Here is a 22867-nt window from a genome sequence, read left to right on the forward strand (position 1 = left end):
AATCAGATCTAAAAATTGGAAAGTTCTAACCTTAGAATTAAAAAAGCCAAAACCCTAAAGAAATTCAAAATGTAAAAAATTAGAATAAAAATTTATAAAATCAAATGACTTACCTCCCACTCTCAAAATTTAAAACATTCTATAGAAATCTAATATTGGATAATTTTGACCAATAATTTAAACGGACAAAATAGTAGAACGTACCAAGCAGAATGTGTCGCTACATTTTACAACAACGTATAATAGCAATTGCGGCTTTGTGTCCCGCGGACACGATCGCCCAAGCATCAAAGTCAGTAATTTTAGCTATCTTAGTTTTCAACCAATCCGCAACTGACGATTATACGAAGACGTTGGCAACAATTTCTCTACAGCAATTCAAATCCTCATTAAAATAATCTTATTTAAAAGATTTAAATTTGAGAAAGACTTAATCTAAATGAAATTTGATTTTTCAAAACTTAACGACAGGGAATTTGAAGTACTATCAGCTTCAATAATAGAAAGAATATTAGACAAAAGAGTTGAGATTTTTAAGCCTGGTAAGGATGGAGGAGTTGATGGCCGCTTCTGGATTGGCAAAGAAAAAGAGGCAATTATCCAATGCAAGCACTATTTCGAAACACCTTACAAAAATCTTATTTATAAATTAAAAACAGAAGAATTTAAAAAAGTTCAAAAACTAAAACCTAGTAAATACATTTTCGTTACTTCTAAAAATCTATCAAGATCTAATAAAGAAGAAATAAAACAAATTTTTGCCCCTTTTATCCTTCGAGAAGATGATATTTTCGGGAGAGAAGATTTAAATAGTTTTTTGTCGAAAAGAGAAAATCAAGACATAGTTGAACAAAATTTTAAACTTTGGATTTCAAGTTCTTCAATTCTGGAAATCATTTATAATAATGCTATCAAAGGAAGAAGCGAAAACACTATACGTGAAATAAAAGGAAGTAACCATAAATACGCGATAACTGAAAATCACCAGAAAGGATTAAAGATTTTAGAGGATAAAAATGTAATCATTTTAACCGGTGAACCAGGAATTGGAAAAACTACGCTGGCCGATAATTTAGCATTGATTTACATCGCAAAAGGATATGAGTTCTATGATATTGAAGAAAGTATAAGTGAAGCTGAAAGCCTATTCAGACATAATGAAAAAAGAAAGATATTATTCTATTGTGATGACTTTTTGGGAAGTAATCTTTATGATGCTATAAATAATAAAAGAGATTCTCATATAGTAAAATTTATAAATAGAGTTTCTCAAGATAATTCCAAAAAATTCATCTTGACTTCAAGAACAAACATTTTAAATAAGGCTTATAGCTTTAGCCATCAATTTCAGAATGGCAAGATCCGAGATAACGAATTTTTACTTAGAGTAGAAAACTTGACTTTAATTGATAAAGCAAAAATCTTATATAACCATATATATCATTCACAATTGGCTAAAGAATATATCGATAAGATTTATCAAGAAAAGCGTTATAAGGCAATTATTAAGCACAGAAATTTTAATCCTAGAATCATAGGTTTTGTAACGGATAGCGTTAGAGTGGGAAATATTAAATCTGAAAACTATTGGAATTATATTAAAAAGAGCTTAGAACACCCCGAGGATATTTGGGCTGATTACTTTCAAAATCAAACAGATGATTGCGTACGTGCATTGACATTTTTAACTGTTTATAACAATGGAAAAATTTCAGAAGATTTACTAAGAGAATCATATAACCAATTTCTTGAAATTCATTCCATTAATTTGGGTGATCATTCTGATAAAAGTTTTGAAGCCGTTAGAAAGCTTGCTACTAAATCTTTATTGAATAGAAATCATATTGGAGTTGATAAATATGAATACACTTTATTCAATCCGTCTATTGCGGATTTTATACTTAATTCATATTCGGGAGAAAGTCAATTAATTTCCAATATTTTGATTTCATTGAATAGCGAGAATGCAATAAGCTATTTTAAAAGTATTTCATTATCTGGTAAAGTAAAAAAACTATGCTTAAGAAGCGTACAAGAAAAATTGTTTAAAAACTTTTATCAAAAAAAATTGGAAGAGGAAAATTGGGATTTTTTAATAACATTAATTTATCTAGATTATTTTAATGATCAGTTGGAAACCGAAATAAAACTTTTCATCAAAACCCTGACTAATTCTGAATGCCCTTGTGGTCAAAATCTATATGAACTTCTTAGAATTTTGACAGGAGTGGAATACAAGTTGAAGTTTGATAACTATGATTTTTTATATAAATTTATTGATACAATGTTAGATGAAGATACGTTAAAGATATTATTAAATTTTATCGAGGAGTTCAATGTAAATGACTCCCATATATTATCAGTAGTAGAAGACCATATCGAAGTCTTTTTAGAACAAATGGCATCCGAATATAACTTGGATATAGACTTTTCAAACTATATAAATAATATATATTATCCCGATGGCAATCGTGATTTTGAGATTGACATATCAGGGGCGGAGTCCGAAGCATATGATAGACTTAGTGATTTTTTATCAGATTTCAACCAATCCGCTTTGGATAGAATTGATGTTAATATTGGGAATATTGTATCAAACATAGATATGGATCATAGGGCAAACATCTATTTAGAAAATTACGCGCGTGATTCTTATTATGATGATGATCATAGGGGAAGCTATAGATCTAGTTACTCATTAGAAGACGATATAGATTCAATCTTCGAAAGATAATTGTCTAAGAAACAGTTGCCAACATCGGTTAATCGCAAATAACGGGTATTGCGGAAAAAGTGTAATTTTAGAAACCAGGAAAAAAAAATTTAATCCGACAATTTCGCGTCCTTACTCCCGTAACTTGCGATAACCGTAACCGTTACCTTCAATTGCTCCTGATCCCAATCTCTCCCAAAAGGCTAACTAACCGCAGGAAAATTTAACTCGAAATTCGATAAAATAAGACTAAATTATTTATAAAATTAACCGAAAAAATCACTCCTAAAATTATTTAAATCAAAAGATGAACTTAAAAAATTAGCAACAACGCAAACGACAAATCAGAATAATATTATCGAAATTGTATAAAATCAGGTACTATTTTTATTCACTTCTAAAACAAAGAATAAAGCTTCTTGGCGGAAATTAGATAGAATTTGAAACTTAAAAAACCAAATATTACGCGGGAATCAATCTCTCCCAAAATAATACTTGAAAAATTCAACTTAAAATTTAAAAGCAACGCTGGAGAAACTTAAAACTATAGAATTTCACCATAAAATTAAATCTCAAAAGGTTCTCTCCCACTCTGAAAAACAATAAAGAATAAAATCTCTTATAAGCCAATATTCGATAAATCTGACTATAATTTTTAAAGGAAATCTTTAAACCAGAACGTGTCGCAACAGAAAGGTAACAACGTATAATAGCAATTGCGGCTTTTTGTCCTGCGGACATAATCGCGCAAGCATAAAAGTCGGTAATTTTAGTTATCTTAGTTTTAAACAACCCGCAACTGACGATTATACGAAGCCGTTGGGCACAATTTAACGAAACAAATATGAAAGAATTATTTCCCGGTTATTCAAGGAAAACAGAATCTGATATAAAGAATATTTGGAAATCAGGAATCATTGCCTTTGATGCAAATGTATTATTAAACCTTTATAGGTATTCTAACGAAACCAAAAACACAATTCTTCACTTAATTTCAAAGTTTTCACAACAAATCTTTTTACCTTATCAGTCAGCTTTAGAGTATAATAGAAATAGATACGAAGTAATTGCAGAACAAGAAAAAGCATACAAAGAGTTCTTAGGAAAAATAACGCAAATTCAAAAGGATTTGCAAACAACAAATAAGCCACCTTTCTTATCACAAAAGGTCGATGAAGATTTGAATACGGTTTTTGAAAATGTTAACTCTGAAGTAGAAGTAAGTATTAAAAAGTACTGTGATTATCTAAAAGAAGACCCTGTTTACGATGAGATTTCAAATCTTTTCAAAGGGAAGATATCTGAGAAATATAATCAGGAAAAGTTAGAGGAAGTATTTAAAGAAGGTGAAAGTCGATATAAAAATAAGATACCACCTGGTTACGAAGATGAAAAAACTAAAAAGGACAACAGAAAATACGGAGATTTAGTTTTATGGAATCAAATTATAGATATTGCAAAAACTCAAAAGAAAAACGTCATTTTAATTACTGATGAAAGAAAAATTGATTGGTGGTGGAAAATTAAAGATGGTCGAAATATGGGACCAAGACAGGAATTAGTAGAGGAAATTTATGAAAAATCTGGTATGGAATTTCATATGTATTCATCAGAAAAATTCTTAAGCTATGGACAAACATTTCTAAAAGAACAAATAAATAAACAAGCTTTAAACGAAATTATGGCTATGAAAAAAGCCGAAATGGAAGAAATTAAAAAGATTGAAATTCATAAAAAAAATCGTTTAAAAAAGTTGAACTTCATTAAAAACGAAATTGTCAACAGTCAAGAACAATTAGACGAATTAAACTATGTGATTAGAAATATGGATGATGATTTGGATAACTATTCTCAACAAAATATTGCGAAATATTATGAAGGAGAGAAAATGGACAAGGAAATACCCGAGCATTACAGAATAATGATGGAACATAAAAAAGAAATGGAGACAGAAAGAGAAATGTTACAGAAAAGATTAAGTAAACTAAAACATAATTATATTAACTACAAAAGGAATAATTAAAAAACTGTGCCCAACAATGGCTATAAGTAATTGCTTGTTCTCGTCTATTTCTGAAAATCCTCGCGGATTTTCAGTTTGGTGTTTACTTGCAAAGTTAAGTACTAACCCACGCAACTACTCATAGCCGAGACCGTTAGCCACCATTTGAAAAAAACAACATTCTACATATCATTTTTAATTCTCATTTTGAATTTTAGTTGCAAAACGGACAATAAAACTGATTTGAAAAAATTGAAGGATTTGGACGCTCAAAAAACGAATGAATTAATAACACATATTTTAGAAGAAAAAAGAAACGGATATTTAATGTCGAGTTGCATAACAGAAAAACCAAGAGCAGTTTCTCATTCAATGGTTTCGAATTTTAATGACTATGTAAAGGATAATTTGAATATAAAAGATACTGTTCATTTAAAAATTCAATCAAGACTTTACAAAAAGTTTAAAATCACAGCGGACTTAGTTCCTAACAAGAATATTTTAACTCAAGTACAGTTTGAAGAATTTAAACAAAAGTCAGAAAATAGTAAATTTCGATTTTGGGATTGGTTTGATACAAATTGCGAAAATGGATACTGCTCAATAAGCAAACCGATATTTAATGAAGCATTCAATTTAGCATATGTACAAATCGGGACTGTTTGCGGACGACTATGTGGTGGCGGAGAAGAAAGGATTTACAAATTAGTAAACGGAAAATGGATTGAAAAAGAAAGTCTCGGAAGTTGGGTAAGTTAAACGAAAAAAACGGTGGCTAACAACGTATATAAAAAATAGCTTCTTCTGCCCTAACCCGAAATTTTCGGTATATTTGGTAAGTCGCCAAATCTTTTGATTTGGCTTTTGAAAAGTAAAGTTAAAAACAAAATGCAAAAGTTTTGGCTTGTGTTAAACCGAATAAATTGTGCTTGTTTTTACGCTACTTTCCATATACAAACTCGTTAGCACCAATTTGACAAAAATGAAAATACAACTTTTATTATTAATGATACTAACTTCAATTTCTGGAAATAGTCAATCTAGCTATTCTGGTAATTTAGGAAAGTATAACATAACATTAATAATGTATCATTACAAAGATGGCGATTCACGTGCTTACTATGTTTATGACAAATTTGATACTCCAATTACAATTAATGGTAGATTAGAAGATGGAGAATTAAAACTTTTAGAAAAAGATTATTCCGAAAAAAAATCTGCCATTTTGATTTTTAAAGATTTCAAAGAAAGTGATAAAACCATTAAAGGAAAATGGATTAGTATTGATGGATCTAAAACTTATCCAATTTCATTAAAAAAAGATTTTGAAATTGATTATGGTAATAATGTTGAATGGAAAACTAGGGAACTTATTCAATCAAACACTACAGAGGAACATTATTTCAAAACGATAATCACAAAAGAAAAAGGACAACTCTATGGAAGAATTTCTGGTGTGAAAATATTTGAAAAAAAGTCAGACAAACTAATACAAACTATAGAATTAGATTGCCAACTGTTCGGAATTGATAACGTGAGTGTTGGAGATTACAACTTTGACGGTATTGAAGATTTTTCCGTTTTTGAGGCCAGTTATGCTGGACCAAATACCTCGAGTATTTACATCTTAAGGGACCCAAATTCAAACCAGTATATAAAAAGTAATTTTAGCGGGACTTCTTTAGAATTTGATAATGAATCAAAACTCATTTACGAACATAATCAATGTTGTGCTGGTAGAAGTCATAGGAACGCTACTTATAAAGTGGACGATAATGAAATGGTTTTAATAGAAGAAGAATGCCTTGATTATGATGAAAAGCAAAAAGATTTTATTGAAGTTGAATGTGAATAAAACTGGTGCTAACACCGTATAACAACAATTGCGGATTTGTCTATTGCGGATACGACCACGCAAGCACAAAATCGGTAATTTTAGCTATCTTAGTGTTTAATCAATCCGCAACTGATTGTTATACAAAACCGTTAGCTGTAATTTGCCACGAAACTGAAAACAAAGTAATTAATGAATCAAAACAAAGATATAAGCGAAAAAGAATTTAAAACTTTTTACGAACCTTTACTCAAAGGATACGGAGGGGAATTTAAAACTGTTATAAAGTCTAAAAATGATATTTGTGAGCTAATCTATTTAGATTCAAAAATAGTCTCAATTGATAAACTTATAAGTCTAATCAAAAAAGAGACAGATATTTACGTAAAATCTATAGTTTGTAGGCTTATTGGAGTTAGGGAAATAATTTACTGTAGAGAAAACAAGAAAAAATTAGATATAAAGTTCGTTTGGGAACTAATTTCAAAATCAATCAAAATTATTCCAATAAATTACACAATTTCATCAATCGGTTCACAAGGTTTTTTGTCAATTCCATTATATAAATTTGATGAATCCTTAGAAAACTTCGATTTCATTAGATTACACATTTGGGACGATTCTTTAAATCAATATATTGATACAGAAAAGTGTGAGAACTTTTCAATTCATACGCATACATTTTTTGCTGAAAGTTGGGTAATAACAGGACGAATAATTAATAACAGATTTGATTATAATATTAACTCAAAGAATTCTAAACACTCTTTTTTCAAAGTAGTTTATAACGATTCATTAAACGAAGTAAACCGACACACGTCCAAAGCTGTAAATGAAAAAATCGATATAGAACTTTATCAAACATCCGAAGAAATACATTTCAAAAACGGAAATTATAAAATAGATGCCGGAAAATTACATAAATCAGGTCATACAAATTCACCTTTACCTTCTGCTACGTTCTTTTCTTTTACTGGGAAAAACGGATTAGATAAATCTATTGTGATTGGACCTAAACATATTTCAGAATCGGAGATTAATCGAAAAATGATTATCGACCCAACAGAATTATTGAACAAAATTAATACCCAAATATAATATGGATGAGAGCCTAAGAAGAATGTTATTAGATTGGATGAGAAAAATTCATCAGTTAGAATACGCTCATTGTTATCAATCAATATTTTGGTCAACTTTTGAAAAATGGATTGGGATTAGTGCTTTTATAATTTCAACTATTGTAGCGTTTTCTTATCGATTTCCAAAGATTCATATTCCTTGGGTTCAAGATTATTTATTTCCATTTATCTTATTAATTGTGGCAATTTTAACTGGTCTTCAAACATTTTTAAAACCAAGTGAAAAAGCGGAAAATCATAAACGCATAGGTTTCAATTATGAGAAAATGAGACATAGTATTGAGTTAATTTTAAATACTAATATGACAAATGAAAATAGAACTCAAGAAATAGAAATAATAAAAAACGAATGGGCTGATTTAAAATCCGTTTACGTAAGTAATCGAAAATTTAAAAAGGGTAAGAAAACCGTCAAAGATTTGAAAAAATATCCAGAAGAATTAAGTTTTTTAGAAACTATTGAGGAATAAAAACTACAGCTAACACCGTGTATAGCTCATTACGGTTAAATTCCTAATCGGAATTCATTGCAATTTGCTATCTTTAGGTTGCGGCGTAAAATCATAGCTGATTTTCCGCAACGAGCCATACACAAACACGTTGTAAGTAATACCCAAACCAACAAAAACTCAAATTGGAAGAAAATAATCACACACCAATTATAATAGGAAATTGTAGACCTTTCAGAATAATTGAAAGAGAAACTGATAATTGGAATGCATCACTTAAAGAAATTAACGAAAATGAATATGATTATGTCAAGTTGAATAGAATGTCAACGTTTATTGATATTGGAATAGCACCTTTTTCTTTAGGGATTGGATACGATGGGAGTTTAGTTTTGCCAGCAACTAAAGATTTTGCTAATAAGGAAAATTCACTTGAGAAATTTAATCAAACATTGGGAATACTTCTATTAGGTGGAATATATTCTGAATCTGTCCAACCTGACAATATTTCTTATGGGACATTATTTTTTAATGGCTATATAAAAATTCACGGAGGAAGTTCAGGGTTAATTGCAGGATTTCATAAATCAATAAGAAGTAAACTTGTTGGAACTATGGATTCTATTAAATTACTTGAACCAAAGTCAATTAGTGTAAGTGTCTTAAAAAGCGCTTATCTAAAAGGGAAAAATATTTTTGACAAGATTCCTAACCTTTCACCAAATATGTTACTTGACGGAACATCTCATTATGTTCGAAATCAATGGTCTGAAAGTTTAATTTTTCTTTGGACTTCAATTGAACAACTTGTTAATCAAATTTGGAAATCAGAAGTTATCGATAAAGAAATTAATGGAGTTATAGCAGGTCGAAAAGATTTCCTTAAAGATTTCCGTAGTTGGACCACTTCTACACGTATAGAAGTTTTATTTCAAAAGGAGTTTATTCCAATTGAGGTTTATGAACTTCTCAATCTTGCGAGAAAAACTCGAAATGACTTCATTCATAATGGTAAACAATTAAGTAAGGAAAAAGTTGATAATGCTTTAATTGGTCTTTTCAATCTAATTTCACTTATTGTAACAGAATACAAATCAATAAACGAACTTGACGAAACTCTAAATTCCATTCAAAAAAATCAAAGAGGAGATTTACTCCCTAAAAAGAAATCACTTGAAAAAGACGAAGTAACACATTGGTTAGAAATTCCTGCAATTCCAGGAGATAGACATTGGGGAGATAAAGATTATGAAATAATTGAGGAATTAGTTTTAAAGCCAATGCCGAAAAATGAATAAAGTACTACTTACAACACCGTGTATAATTAATGGCTGGTTCTCGCCTACTTACGAAAATCCTCGCGGATTTTCTATTCGTTTTTTATTTGCTAAATTAGGTACTTAAAAACGCCACTAATCATACACAATCACGTTAAAAGCAAGCTTAAAAGACGACACAGCAAGAAATGGAAATTTGGCAATACATAGAAATTTTAAGACGACCTAACAAGACTTGGTTTTTCTCAAAGGACAACACAGAAGAGAAAATTAACGCCTTGATTAAAATTGCCAATGAAGGTTATTCAAATCTTATTTGCAGCTTGACAGAGTTTCTGAAAGACGACAACAATGAAATAAGAGAAACCACTTCCAAGACAATTACTCACCTATTTAAAAAGATTGACAGCAAAAAAGGATATTACAACACTCTTAAACATTGTGGAATTTCAAAAAGTGATATTGACTTTTATGAAGCAAATTTCCCAAAGGACCAATATGTAGAATTATTAGCAATTAGTTCATTAAATGGAAGTGGGTACGTTAGAGAAAAAGCAGTTAAAAAACTTTCACAGATTGATAGTTCAAGAGCTATTCAATTTTTAATCTATCGCTTAGCTGATTGGGTTTTGCCGGTTCGACAAGCTGCACTAAACGGCATTAACAACTACAAAACAACCAATTACATTGACAGCTTAATTGATAATTTGCCAATTTTTGAGTGGCTACAAAAAGTCGAACGGACGAACTTAAGTGGTGTTTATCAAGATATTATTAAGTTCATAGCTTCGACAAACAGAGTATATGTCATTGAAAATTTCAAAAAATATCCAGACAAAATAAGGTTGCTTTTAGCAAAACATATTTCAATTTCTCTGACCCAAAAATCAGCAGAACTGAAACTTTTACTAAACGATAAACATTTTTTAATTAGAAACTTAGCCATTGAGCATTTTGAAATGCTTGGTGAAAGTGAAATCGACCAATTACTCAATGACAAGTCTGCAAAAATTCGACTACAAACACTTTACTGTCTTAAGGACCAAAGCGAATTTAAAACAATAGTAAAGGGATTTTTAGCGGACAGTTCCGCGACAATAAGAAATTTTGCAAGGTTCACGCTTAAACATTCAAACATTGACTTCGCCAAATTTTACAATGACAACTTACAAGAAAACAAACAAGTCATTGGGTCATTAAGCGGACTTGCTGAAACTGAAGGTAAACAGTATTTGGAAATAGTTAAGTCATATCTGAAAGACAAAAAAATAAAAATTAAAAAGACAGCATTTTTGGCTCTTTGCAAACTTGACGAAGAATGTGCTTATGACTTTGCTTTTGCCAATCTTGACAGCCAATACATTGGACTTAGAAACGTAATCATTGAATTTTTATCCCACATTCCGCGACAAGAAATTTTGACAAAGGCAAAAACCATTTACGAAACAGGTAACTATGAATTAAAAAAGTCAATGCTAAAACTCTTTAACAAAGTTGGTGGTTGGACAGCAATTCCTGATTTAATGATTGGAACAATTGATGAAAACGAGAACATTAGACAATTGGCGTTTGGCTATTTGCAAATTTGGAGAACTAGAGCAGTAAGACTATTCTCAACACCAAAACAAGGGGAAGTTGAAAGAGCAAAACAGATTTTCAGCTTTGTAAACGAGACCCACGAAGACAAACAATATTTTAAAACAAACCCAGTAAGTGGACTTGACTTTTACTTCAAATAAAAGAAAGCCAGCTTGTAATAACGTATATAAAAAATAGCTAGGTCTTTTCTAAACTGAAATTTTTGGTATATTTGGTAAGTCGCCAAATCTTTTGATTTGGCTTTTGAAAAGTATAGATAAAATCAAAATGCAAAAGTTTTGGCTTGTTTTATGCCGGAGAAATAATTGCTAATTTCGACGTTACTTTTCATATACAATCACGTTGTAAACAATTAAACGCAACCTATGGGTAGTCTCAACATCTACAATTAAAGAACCAATGAGAAAGATTTATTTATTCTGCGTAGTACTAATAATATTAATTTCTATAACATCCTGTGAATACGATTGTTTTGGCTTCCCAGAAGAGTACGATGAATACATTTCATTTGAATTGAACGATACAATATTATACACCAACGAAAATGACACATTAAAATTTACAGTTAATGACTATAATAGAACGGAACCAAGTTCATTTACTGGATTGGCAATGGACTACGACTGTTTTGAGGAAAAATTTTACCAAACCGATGTGCAAGATGAATACTTCATCAGAGAATATTTTGAAGAGAATTATAATTCATTTCAAGATGGAATTTTAATTTCCTTTACGGAAAATGATACTTTCGGTTTAGTTGGACCGACAAATTTCTCAAGCAATAATTTTGAATATTCACAAATCGAATACTATCAGAATTTCCAATTTAATGGAACAGATTATAATGATGTACTGTTCATTCTGAAAGACACAATCAATTCAAATCCAAAAATCGGTTATATTTTAAAAGCAAATCCAGGAGGAATTTTAGAATTCTATGATTTCGAAAACAAAGAACTATGGAAACAAATAAATTAACTGTTTACAACAACGTATATAGCTCATAGCTAATCAGTTGCTTAATCGAAATTAAGGCATTTTGGAAAGTCGCCAAGTTTTTAAATTTGACGATTTCCAATAAAAAAAGATAAATAGTAAAATTTAAAAATCTGACTTGTGCTCAATCCGAATAAATATCGCTAATTTACACGCTACGATCCATATACAAGACCGTTGTAAGTAATACCCAAACCAACTTCAATGAGAAAATTAATATTAATCGTTTTGATTTTAACTTTAGGAATAAGTTGCAAAGAATCGAAATCTGAATCTGACAAAAAACAAAATGAAGTTCCTGAAATTCCAGCTGAATTAAATGGCTTTTCAATGGAACAAATAAAAAATATTCATCAATATATGAATGTTGACAGATGGAATAATGGAGGAGATATTGGGACAAGAATGGGAACTGATTATAATAAACTTGCTGAAAAACTGAATATTCCTATTTCGAAATTAAAAGAAATAGATAGCTATTATCATTACGATGTTATTAAAATTTTAGACAAAAAAATAAAATCACAGTTTGAGAATCATAAAAATTTTGAACCAGATTATTATGGTTCAATAGAATCTACAGCTTATTGCGGAATTAATACATTACGTGGAAATATTGTTGTTTACGGACAAAAAAATATAGCGAACTTCAAAGCGGAAGCAGAAAAAATCGCTAATGAATTGATTTCTGAAATTCCAGATTGGATTACAGGTTATAAATTAAATTTCACACGATACGAAGACCCAAATTTAGAAACCAAAGGAAATGTTGATATTGGGTTTTTATGGAGAAAAGGAGAAGAATTAAAAGTTATGAAAAGTAGTCGTGGACTTTATGGTTATAAAAGACCAGAAACGAATACTTTTTGGCATAATCGTGAATGGAATAATGAAAGTACAATTCCAAATCCGAATTTATAAATTAGCGAGAAAGTACTACTTACAACAACGTGTATGATTCATTGCTAGTGCAGGCTTATTTACGAAAATCCTCGCGGATTTCCTATTTGGTTTGTAGTTGCTAATTTAGTTGCTGAAACACGCAACGAAATCATACACAATCACGTTGGCAACAATTTAAAAAATGAGTAAACCAATAATAATAATACTGATTTTAATAACACTTTTATCTTGTAAAACTGAAAAGTCAACTGAGATAATAGTTATTGGAACACTTCATAAACCAGAATATAATTTTAATTCTGAGATTCTCTTCAATATATTGGAAGATGTACAACCCGATTTTATATTAGAAGAACTAGACTCTTCTTTCTTCACTTCTAATTTTAGACACAAAAATGTTTCAAATAGTAATGAACGAATGGCATCGGAAAAATATATTGAAAAATACCCGACAACTAAATTGAGACCATATGAATTTGAAGGTAGAAATGAATATAGGATAAATACTGGCTCACGACCTACAGATGGATTAACAACAAAACTCATAGATAGTTTAAATAATGTTGGTTTATTATCTGATAAAGAAGCTAAAATTCATAATAAATACAAAGCGCTCTTAGATCCATTAATAATATTAGCATCTAAATCCCCCGAAAAATTCAATAACGCATCAACTGACAGTATTTGTGCCGAAAGACAATATTATCAATATAAAATGCTAAAAAAAATAACGAATAAAAGAGATGAATTTGCAACTCGTTTTCATACCAAACCAAACGGAGAAAAAATTAGTTACCGAGATGGATATCAGTTAGCTGATGTTTTTTGGGATTTAAGAAATCAAACAATGGCTAAAAACATAATGCAAATTTCTGAAAAGAATCAAGGTAAAAAAATTGTTGTGCTTTGCGGGTTTATGCATAGATATTATATTTTAAGTGAATTGAGAAAATTAAAAGAAGGGAAAAATATTATCTTAAAAGAGTTTTACGAAAAATAAAAACTGTTGCCAACACCGTGTATAATTCATTGCTAGTTCTAGCCTACTTACGAAAGTCCTCGCGGACTTTCTATCTGTGATTTATTTGCTAACTTTAGTGCTGAAACACGCAACGAAATCATACACAAAACCGTTGGCGGTAATTTTAAAAAAAACAGAAATTCAATGAAAAATAGTCTTTTTTTAATTTTATTCATTTCTACTTTTTGTTTTGGACAAAAGAAACAAATTGATAGTATTATAAATAAAGAGCACGAATTAGGTCATTTTAACGGTTCAATACTTGTAATAAAAAATGGAAAAGTAATAACCGATTTAAATAAAGGATTCGCAAATTTCCAATTTAAAGTTCCAATTGATAACAATACAAAATTCCCGATTGCATCAACCACAAAATTGTTTACTGCAATTTCAATTTTACAACTTCAAGAAAAAGGAGAAATTCAGTTTAAGGATAAAGTCACAAAATATATTGATAGTTTACTAAAGAATTGCGGAAATATTACAATTTCTGACCTTTTACTTCATAAATCCGGGTTGTATAACGAACCTATAAAAGCTTATCTTTCTAAATATAAAATAGATGATTTTATCAAAGATTTTGTCAAAAGAAAGCAACCATTAGATACAATCGATTTTAATTATAATAATGTGGATTATGTTCTGCTATCAAAAATCATAGAAAATATTACAGAAGAAAAATTTTCGAACGCAATCAACAATATGATTATAAAACCATTAGAATTAAACAATACAGGTTTTATAAATGAAAGCGAAGTTATTCCTAATCTCGCTTACGGCTATCATAATTATACTTTTGGAAGTGGAAAACCCGAGGATAAACTTTACAATGATAGGAGATTTATATCAAATTATTTCGGTGCAGGTCAAATCTATTCTACTACTCAAGATTTACATAAATTACTCAATGCATTACGTAATAACAAATTGATTTCTAAAAAAAATAATATTAGATATTTAGTTACAAAACAGAATGAGAATTACATAGATTGGTTACAAGGTTTTCCGACATATGGTTTTTTCTTGGATGATAAAACATATTCTTTTCCTGTATTGAGACGAGGAGGAAATATCGACGGTTTTAACTCAGAAATTATAACGGACAAAGAATTTAATAGAATATTGATTATTCTCTGCAATACGGACACGGCAGATTTAGAACAAATAAGTAACAAAATATTTAGCCTTATCGAATAAAAAACTACCGCCAACAACGTATAATAGCAATTGCGGCTTTGTGTCCTGCGGACACGATCGCGTAAGTATAAAAGTCAGGAATTTTAGCTATCTTAGTTTTTAACCAAACCGCAACTGACGATTATACGAGACCGTTAGCCAAAATAACTCCTGATGTACTTTCCTGAAATAGGTTGACTAAAAATTAAACCTTTTAGTACTATACCTAATGAATGAACAAAATGAACACTGTCGAAAAAATTCCTACAAAAAAGTAGGTTACGATCTTAAACTGCTGATCATCGATCAGATCCAAAATGCACAGATTTCTATTAATCGTGCTGCTATTAAATATCAAGTTTCCAGAGCTTCCATCTATTACTGGTTAAAAAAATACAGTACTTTAGAACAAAAGAAACTAGTGATGAGCAAGAAAGATGAAATCAAGAAACTTAAAGAAAAAATAGAGGAACTCGAGTTTGTAAAAGACTTCCAGCAAGATATTATTGCTGACATGGAACTTATTACAGGAGTTGATATGGCAAAAAAGTCTTTGCCCAAAACATTAGCAGACGAGATCGAAAAAAAGAAACTAAACCGTTCAAAAGAAAATGGTTGATCAAATGTTTTGGGATTTCTAAACAAGCTTTTTATAAACAATTAAGATCTCAAAAGACCAGACAAGTTCAGCAACAGCTGATCATTCGGCTTATAAAAGACTACCGAAGTAAGTATGGAATGCGTACCGGTGGGATTAAACTCTATAAAGAATTAAAGGATGATATGAACCGACTCGGTATCAAAATAGGAAGAGATAAATTCTATCGAGTAATGCGAATGAATAACCTACTCGTTCCTAAATTAAAGCGATCCCATATTACAACCGATTCAAAACATCGATTCTTTAAATACAAAAACTTGATAAAGAATAAAGTACCTAGTAGACCTGAACAACTTTGGGTAAGCGATATCACCTATATCAAAACACAGAGTGGCCATAGTTACCTGGCTCTGGTCACAGACGCCTATTCAAAGCAAATTATGGGGTATAAACTAGCAAGCCATATGAAAACCTCTCTTTGTATAGATGCACTTAAAATGGCGCTTAAAAATAGAAAATACAAAAATCAGAAACTCATCCATCATTCCGATCGAGGAATTCAGTATTGTAATCCACTATATACCGGCTTCGCTGAGCAAGAAGGAATACTTATGAGTATGACCGAAAAGTATGATCCTTATGAAAATGCGATAGCAGAACGCATTAACAGAACACTCAAATATGAATACGATTTAAAACGTACCATAAAAAACACTAAATTAGCCAAGAAGATGGTCAAACGAGCCGTGGAAATTTATAACAATAAGCGACCACATTTTAGTCTCAAATTGAACACCCCTAACTTTGTTCATTTGAACAAAAATGTAGACTATCATTCCTACAAAAGGAACAAACAGAATTTAGAAGTATTGACCATTTAAAATGTCCAAAATTGAACCAAAAATGGTCAACCTATTTCAGTATAATACAAAACATCGTGCCAATCATCAAATTATGAGTAAAAAGAAAGAGTTCGAGAATGATTTAAAACGGATTAAAGACATATACTTTTCTGCCCAAGAAACGTTCTTGATAAATAAAGAGCTTTACAAAAACATTGATTCCTCTGAATATGAAAGCTATTTAAAAAACATAAATCCTTTCTTCTATTTCTGCAAGATATATTTTTGGAGGAATACTGTCTTGGAGCTGTCAAAATTATTCAATCAGAAAGAAAATGAGAAATTTAATATTCCAAAATTCGTATCTAAACTTAAACCAAATGGATATTTTAAATCACTAAACTTCGATGCCGAATTTTTAGATGCAATTTTAATCCGAATTCAGGATAATAAGCATCTAATTGACAATTTAATAGAGCAAAGAGACAAAGTTTATGCTCACGAAGACAGAAATAATCAAGATATAAGGAATTTAGTTAGTCATACTCAAACGGAAAAACTTTTGGGAATAGTTAAAGACTTGATTAAAGAATTATATCTAGTTCATTACGAAACATCTATGCAATTTGATATTTTAGCTTCGCCAGCTACAAGTCTCGAAAACATAATAGAGAAATTATGCAAAATGAACGTTATTGAAGAAAAGGAAAGGTCTGAACTTTTCAAAAAGATGACGGAATAGTACTGCATAGAACAATGTATATAAAAAATAGCGCGAGTTGTTGCCAACACAAAGGTTCGGGCACTTTTTCGAGGTCGCCAAATTTTTAAATTTGGCTATTTGAGAAAAAAAGATAAATAGAAAAATTTAAAAATTCGGCTTGAGTTCAACCGAATGGTTTGCGCACTTTTTCAGCGCTACTTTTCATATACAATACCGTTGTGCGTAATTTAAAAAAACGATAATGAAAACACCTTTTAAGGTATTAATTATACTCTTCCTGACTAATTTTAGCACGAAATCTTTTTCACAGAAAATGGTTGAATATTACGAACCTGTAAAAAATGATAGTCTAAAAGTCGGAATAGGAGAAAAGGACTTTTTGCCTTTTATTCAAAAAGGTTATACTCTAATGCTTCCTGAAAATAAAGAGATTAAAGGTGTACTTATTTTCCTCGAAGACTCAAAGTATGACAAAAAGAATTTTAGTTCAAAGCAGATGTATAGTCAAGCATCTGAAAATAACTTTGCGGTATTGTCAATTTCAACCGAAATCCCTTTAGACTTTTACTTTTCTAAATCATCTATGAATTATACTCATAATTTAATTCAAAAGGTTTTTAATAAACATAATTTACCTAATGAAAATATTTTCTTTTTAGGTGCAAGTTTAGTAGGTCATAGAGCGATGAAGTATATTGAATTTATCAAAAAGGGAGATTATGATTTTCAGGTTAACATAGAAGGAGTTGTTATTTGTGATTTCACATTAGATTGGATAAGAAAATGGCAACAACACAAACGAGATATAAAAATAAATCGAATTAACCTTTGGGAGCCAATATTTATGAATTTTATGTTGGAAACCTATTTGAAAGGCACGCCCAAAACTGCAAAAGATAATTACCACAATTTCTCGACTTATAGTTACTCTGATGAAAATAATGAAAATATTAAATTTTACAAAAATTATGCTGTTAGAGCTTACATTGAGCCTAAAATAAAATATAGACTAAAAAAATACTACAGAACCTTATATGAAAACAATTCGACTGACATAGTTGGATTTTTAGCTGAATTAGAACTTGCAGGAAATGAAAATACGGAATTAATTGTTTTACAACCGGAATATAATCAATCCGAAAATCGGAATACACAGACAACTTGGAATGAAATAAATAAAGATGAATTAATGGATTGGATAAATAAGCAAACGGAAAAATAACTACGCACAACACCGTATATAATTTATTGCTAGTTCTAGCCTACTTACGAAAATCCTCGCAGATTTTCTATTCGGTTTTTATTTGCTAAATTGGGTACTTAAACCACGCAACAAACTATATACAAACACGTTGTGCTTAATGCTGAAAAAAGCCTATTCATAAAATTATATCTTTGTATTTAAATATATTTTACCTTTTATGAATGTAACCTCAAAAAAAATATCTGCACACGGAATTTTAGCTCTAAAGGAAGCTTTATCTGTTATTTATTGGAAGAAAGACAATTTAAGAGATTTTGTAAAATTGACTTTAAATAATTCGGCTATTGTTAGTACTGTTGATTGGACTGTTACAAAACGAGAAAGCGTAAAGGAATTGGTTGAAAGAATGACGAATCGAACTGACATCTATCACGACGATTTGATGAATTTACTTCTGGCTGTAACAGATTTTAATGATTTTTCGCATTTGGACTTTTGGGATGATGACGGCTCGATGAAAAAGAAAGCTAAAGCTGCTGTTGAGAAATTGAGGAAACATACTAAAGGATACATTCAAATAACACAAGAACAAGACGAATCAAGAAAGAGAAAATTAGAAGTTGAAAAACGAATTGCTCAAAATAAATCACTTGATGACGAACTGAACATCTTAAAGGATAGGTTTACGACTATATCAATGATAAAAGACAAACAAAAAAGAGGTTTCGAATTAGAATCTTTTTTAAATGATTTGTTTTATTTGTATGAGTTAGACCCAAAAGGCTCTTTTAAAAATTATGGCGAGCAGATTGATGGCGCATTTACGTTTGATAAAACGGACTATTTACTTGAAGCAAAATGGAAACAACAAGTTAATAGAGGAGATTTAGCTTCGTTTACTTACAAAGTTGAAAGCAAATTAAAAATTGCAATGGGGCTTTTAATAACAATGGATGGATTGACACCTCAAGCAATTTCACCGGATTTTAAGTCAATAATAATTATGGATGGCTCTGATATTATGGCAATCTTAGAAGGACGAGTAAAACTAACGGATTTGCTTTATAGAAAAAGAAGAAAAGCGAACGAAACTGGAAATATCTATGTGCGCTTTTTTGAAATGTAAATTTGAGCAAGTTTGCGGAAAGCACTAAGCACAACAACGTATAAAAATAATAGGGCAATAAGTGCTTAACCCAATGGCAATAGTGGTTTTGCAAGGTCGCCAAATTTTTAAATTTGGCTTATTGAGAAAAAAAGATAATAAGAAAAATTTAAAAATTCGGCTTGTGTCCAACCGAATGGTAGTCACCTTTTTTCAGCCCTACTATTCTTATACACAACCGTTAGCACCAATTTGACAAAAATGAAAATACAACTTTTATTATTAATGATACTAACTTCAATTTCTGGAAATAGTCAATCTAGCTATTCTGGTAATTTAGGAAAGTATAACATAACATTAATAATGTATCATTACAAAGATGGCGATTCACGTGCTTACTATGTTTATGACAAATTTGATACTCCAATTACAATTAATGGTAGATTAGAAGATGGAGAATTAAAACTTTTTGAAAAAGATTATTCCGAAAAAAAATCTGCCATTTTGATTTTTAAAGATTTCAAAGAAAGTGATAAAACCATTAAAGGAAAATGGATTAGTATTGATGGATCTAAAACTTATCCAATTTCATTAAAAAAAGATTTTGAAATTGATTATGGTAATAATGTTGAATGGAAAACTAGGGAACTTATTCAATCAAACACTACAGAGGAACATTATTTCAAAACGATAATCACAAAAGAAAAAGGACAACTCTATGGAAGAATTTCTGGTGTGAAAATATTTGAAAAAAAGTCAGACAAACTAATACAAACTATAGAATTAGATTGCCAACTGTTCGGAATTGATAACGTGAGTGTTGGAGATTACAACTTTGACGGTATTGAAGATTTTTCCGTTTTTGAGGCCAGTTATGCTGGACCAAATACCTCGAGTATTTACATCTTAAGGGACCCAAATTCAAACCAGTATATAAAAAGTAATTTTAGCGGGACTTCTTTAGAATTTGATAATGAATCAAAACTCATTTACGAACATAATCAATGTTGTGCTGGTAGAAGTCATAGGAACGCTACTTATAAAGTGGTCGATAATGAAATGGTTTTAATAGAAGAAGAATGCCTTGATTATGATGAAAAGCAAAAAGATTTTATTGAAGTTGAATGTGAATAAAACTGGTGCTAACACCGTATAACAACAATTGCGGATTTGTCTATTGCGGATACGACCACGCAAGCACAAAATCGGGAATTTTAGCTATCTTAGTGTTTAATCAATCCGCAACTGATTGTTATACAAAACCGTTGGCTGCAATCTATTATTCTTACATTAGGCTACAAATATTCTTACATTAGGCTACAAACTTGTGTTATTCAGCTACTTTTAACCATCCAAACCTTGATAAATTTGTAACAAATAATCATTATAAAATTTATCAAGATGAAAACAGTTTTAATAACAGGAGGCAACAAAGGAATAGGATTTGAAACGGCTAAACAGTTGAGTAAGCTTGGATATAAAGTTTACATAGGCTGCAGAAGTGAAAATAATGCATTGGAAGCTCTGAAAAGTCTTAAAAACCAAGGATTAAATAGTGTTGATTGGATTCAGCTCGATGTAGCAGATAGCAAATCAATAGAGCAAGGTAAAATTGAGCTAGCGTCAAAAATTGATTCTTTAGATATTTTAATCAATAATGCTGGTATTAGTGGTATTCAACCACAAAAGTTTTGTCATAATAATATCAAAACGTTAAGAAATATATTTGACACTAATTTCTTTGGTACTGTTGAAGTAACTCAAGAATTTTTTTCTTTACTGAAGAAAGCAGAACAGCCAATTATCATTAATATTTCCAGTGAAGTTGCATCTCTAGAAATCCATTCGTCAACAGGAAAAGATCCTAATTTGGAAATTTGGAGTGCTTATGGAGCATCAAAAACTGCTGTAAATGCATTTACGGTGATGCTTGCCAATGAATTAGAAGATAGCCCCTTCAAGGTATTTAGCGTAACACCAGGCTATACATCAACCGATCTCAATGATCATCAAGGAACAAAAACGGTTGAAGAAGGTGCCACTCCTATTGTTAAAATAGCTAATAAACCAACTCTTTTTACTTCTGGAAAGTTTTATGGTGATCAGGGAGAAGTTTCTTGGTAAGTTACCTAATAGATTTAATTTTTAGTTCGCTAATATGATAATTATATGCTTAATTTTGTATTTATTGTAAGTAAGTATCTAAATGCAGAAGATTTGTAAAGTAAAAACGATAGAAGAGTTTCATTCATTATCGGGTTTAGAAGCTCCACAGCATCCTTTAGTAAGTATTATTAATTATGCTGGGTTGAATGTTTCTCAAAGAGAACGGGATTCTAGCTGGATGCTTGATTTTTATCTTATTGCTATAAAACGTGGTCTGCAAGGTAAAATGTATTATGGTCAACAACGGTATGATTGCGATAATGGCATTATGTTTTTTGTAGCACCTAAACAAGTGTTTCGCATTCAGCCTGACCCAAGTAGTAATGAAGAAAGATCAGGATGGATGTTATTGATTCATCCTGATTTTATCTGGAATACTTCTTTGGCTAAAACAATATCGAAATATGATTTTTTTGACTATGCCATAAATGAAGCTTTGTTCCTTTCAGAAGAAGAGGAAGTAACACTGGAATCTGTTTTGGATGCAATAAAGAAAGAATATCAAACGAATATTGACCAATACAGTCAAAACATTATTATCGCTCATATAGAGACTTTACTTCAATATTCTGAGCGTTTTTATAAACGTCAATTTAATACCAGAAAAATAACTAATTATGATATTGTTGAACGGTTTGAAAACTCATTGTTAAACTATTTTAAATCAGACATCGCGTTGCAAAAAGGTCTACCTAGTGTACAACTTTTAGCAGAAAAACTCCATATTACATCTAAATATTTAAGCAGGCTCTTAAAAGAAATAACAGGACAAACCCCGCAGCAACATATTCAAGAAAAGATAATTGAAATTGCAAAATTAAAATTATCTACCACAGAAGAATCAGTAAACGAAATAGCCTATAATTTAGGATTTACACATGCTCAATCATTCCATAAGTTATTTAAAAGAAAGACGGAACAATCCCCTATTCAATTTAGAAAATCATTTTTTCAATAATTATACTTCCGTTTCCTCTACAAGAAAGACAGCTGCCAACACCGTATAACAACAATTGCGGGCTGCGGACACAACAGCGCAAACATAAAAGTCGGTAATTTTATTTATATTAGTTTCTAACCAATCCGCAACTGATTGTTATACTATCCCGTTGTACA

Annotated in this window: 20 protein-coding genes; all 20 read left to right on the forward strand. The window is 30.4% G+C overall.

From position 1 onward, the window contains the following. Positions 1-439: 439 nt before the first annotated feature. The 20 genes from QWY91_RS05395 to QWY91_RS05490 all read left to right on the forward strand — a co-directional run bounded on the left by QWY91_RS05395 (position 440) and on the right by QWY91_RS05490 (position 22709). The gene (locus QWY91_RS05395) at positions 440-2734 is read left to right on the forward strand and encodes an nSTAND3 domain-containing NTPase (protein ID WP_290232378.1); all 2295 of its coding nucleotides are present in this window, start codon (positions 440-442) and stop codon (positions 2732-2734) included. 823 nt (positions 2735-3557) lie between these two features. After that, positions 3558-4736, forward strand: coding sequence for a PIN domain-containing protein (locus QWY91_RS05400; protein WP_290232380.1), 1179 nt, complete (start codon positions 3558-3560; stop codon positions 4734-4736). 222 nt (positions 4737-4958) lie between these two features. Continuing rightward, positions 4959-5474 carry a hypothetical protein gene (locus tag QWY91_RS05405; RefSeq protein ID WP_290232381.1) on the forward strand — a complete coding sequence of 172 codons (516 nt, stop codon included), beginning with the start codon at positions 4959-4961 and terminating at the stop codon, positions 5472-5474. Between the two features lie 223 nt (positions 5475-5697). Beyond that, positions 5698-6570, forward strand: coding sequence for an XAC2610-related protein (locus tag QWY91_RS05410; RefSeq protein WP_290232383.1), 873 nt, complete (start codon positions 5698-5700; stop codon positions 6568-6570). 171 nt (positions 6571-6741) lie between these two features. After that, a complete protein-coding gene (locus QWY91_RS05415) occupies positions 6742-7647 on the forward strand; it encodes a hypothetical protein (protein WP_290232385.1) in 906 nt (301 codons plus the stop codon). A 1-nt stretch (position 7648) separates the two neighbouring features. Next, positions 7649-8158, forward strand: a complete 510-nt coding sequence (locus QWY91_RS05420; RefSeq protein ID WP_290232387.1) for an SLATT domain-containing protein — start codon at positions 7649-7651, stop codon at positions 8156-8158. Positions 8159-8322: 164 nt separating this feature from the next. Further along, positions 8323-9435, forward strand: coding sequence for a hypothetical protein (locus QWY91_RS05425; RefSeq protein WP_290232388.1), 1113 nt, complete (start codon positions 8323-8325; stop codon positions 9433-9435). A gap of 167 nt (positions 9436-9602) precedes the next feature. Then, on the forward strand, positions 9603-11153 hold the full coding sequence (locus QWY91_RS05430) for a HEAT repeat domain-containing protein (RefSeq protein ID WP_290232390.1): 1551 nt from the start codon (positions 9603-9605) through the stop codon (positions 11151-11153). A gap of 259 nt (positions 11154-11412) precedes the next feature. Further along, a complete protein-coding gene (locus tag QWY91_RS05435) occupies positions 11413-11991 on the forward strand; it encodes a hypothetical protein (protein WP_290232392.1) in 579 nt (192 codons plus the stop codon). Between the two features lie 222 nt (positions 11992-12213). After that, on the forward strand, positions 12214-12930 hold the full coding sequence (locus QWY91_RS05440) for a hypothetical protein (RefSeq protein WP_290232393.1): 717 nt from the start codon (positions 12214-12216) through the stop codon (positions 12928-12930). A 163-nt stretch (positions 12931-13093) separates the two neighbouring features. Next, a complete protein-coding gene (locus QWY91_RS05445) occupies positions 13094-13912 on the forward strand; it encodes a hypothetical protein (RefSeq protein ID WP_290232395.1) in 819 nt (272 codons plus the stop codon). Between the two features lie 165 nt (positions 13913-14077). Beyond that, positions 14078-15130 (forward strand): serine hydrolase domain-containing protein, encoded by a 1053-nt coding sequence (locus QWY91_RS05450; RefSeq protein WP_290232397.1) that lies wholly within the window; start codon positions 14078-14080, stop codon positions 15128-15130. Positions 15131-15338: 208 nt separating this feature from the next. Continuing rightward, positions 15339-15728 (forward strand): DNA-binding protein, encoded by a 390-nt coding sequence (locus QWY91_RS05455; protein ID WP_290232399.1) that lies wholly within the window; start codon positions 15339-15341, stop codon positions 15726-15728. After that, a complete protein-coding gene (locus QWY91_RS05460) occupies positions 15725-16591 on the forward strand; it encodes an IS3 family transposase (protein ID WP_290232401.1) in 867 nt (288 codons plus the stop codon). The genes QWY91_RS05455 and QWY91_RS05460 overlap by 4 nt, the downstream gene beginning before the upstream one ends. Before the next feature lie 73 nt (positions 16592-16664). After that, on the forward strand, positions 16665-17294 hold the full coding sequence (locus QWY91_RS05465; protein ID WP_290232403.1) for an AbiU2 domain-containing protein: 630 nt from the start codon (positions 16665-16667) through the stop codon (positions 17292-17294). 223 nt (positions 17295-17517) lie between these two features. After that, a complete protein-coding gene (locus QWY91_RS05470) occupies positions 17518-18498 on the forward strand; it encodes a hypothetical protein (RefSeq protein WP_290232405.1) in 981 nt (326 codons plus the stop codon). 199 nt (positions 18499-18697) lie between these two features. Beyond that, the gene (locus QWY91_RS05475) at positions 18698-19606 is read left to right on the forward strand and encodes a hypothetical protein (protein ID WP_290232407.1); all 909 of its coding nucleotides are present in this window, start codon (positions 18698-18700) and stop codon (positions 19604-19606) included. A gap of 240 nt (positions 19607-19846) precedes the next feature. Beyond that, the gene (locus QWY91_RS05480) at positions 19847-20719 is read left to right on the forward strand and encodes an XAC2610-related protein (protein WP_290232409.1); all 873 of its coding nucleotides are present in this window, start codon (positions 19847-19849) and stop codon (positions 20717-20719) included. Positions 20720-20986: 267 nt separating this feature from the next. Further along, complete coding sequence (locus QWY91_RS05485; protein WP_290232411.1) at positions 20987-21709, forward strand: SDR family NAD(P)-dependent oxidoreductase; 723 nt, start codon at positions 20987-20989, stop codon at positions 21707-21709. Between the two features lie 82 nt (positions 21710-21791). Then, entirely contained in the window at positions 21792-22709 is a 918-nt protein-coding gene (locus QWY91_RS05490) for a helix-turn-helix domain-containing protein (protein WP_290232413.1), read from the forward strand. Positions 22710-22867: the final 158 nt, after the last annotated feature.

The organism is Zunongwangia endophytica, assembly GCF_030409505.1.
GTDB lineage: Bacteria > Bacteroidota > Bacteroidia > Flavobacteriales > Flavobacteriaceae > Zunongwangia > Zunongwangia endophytica.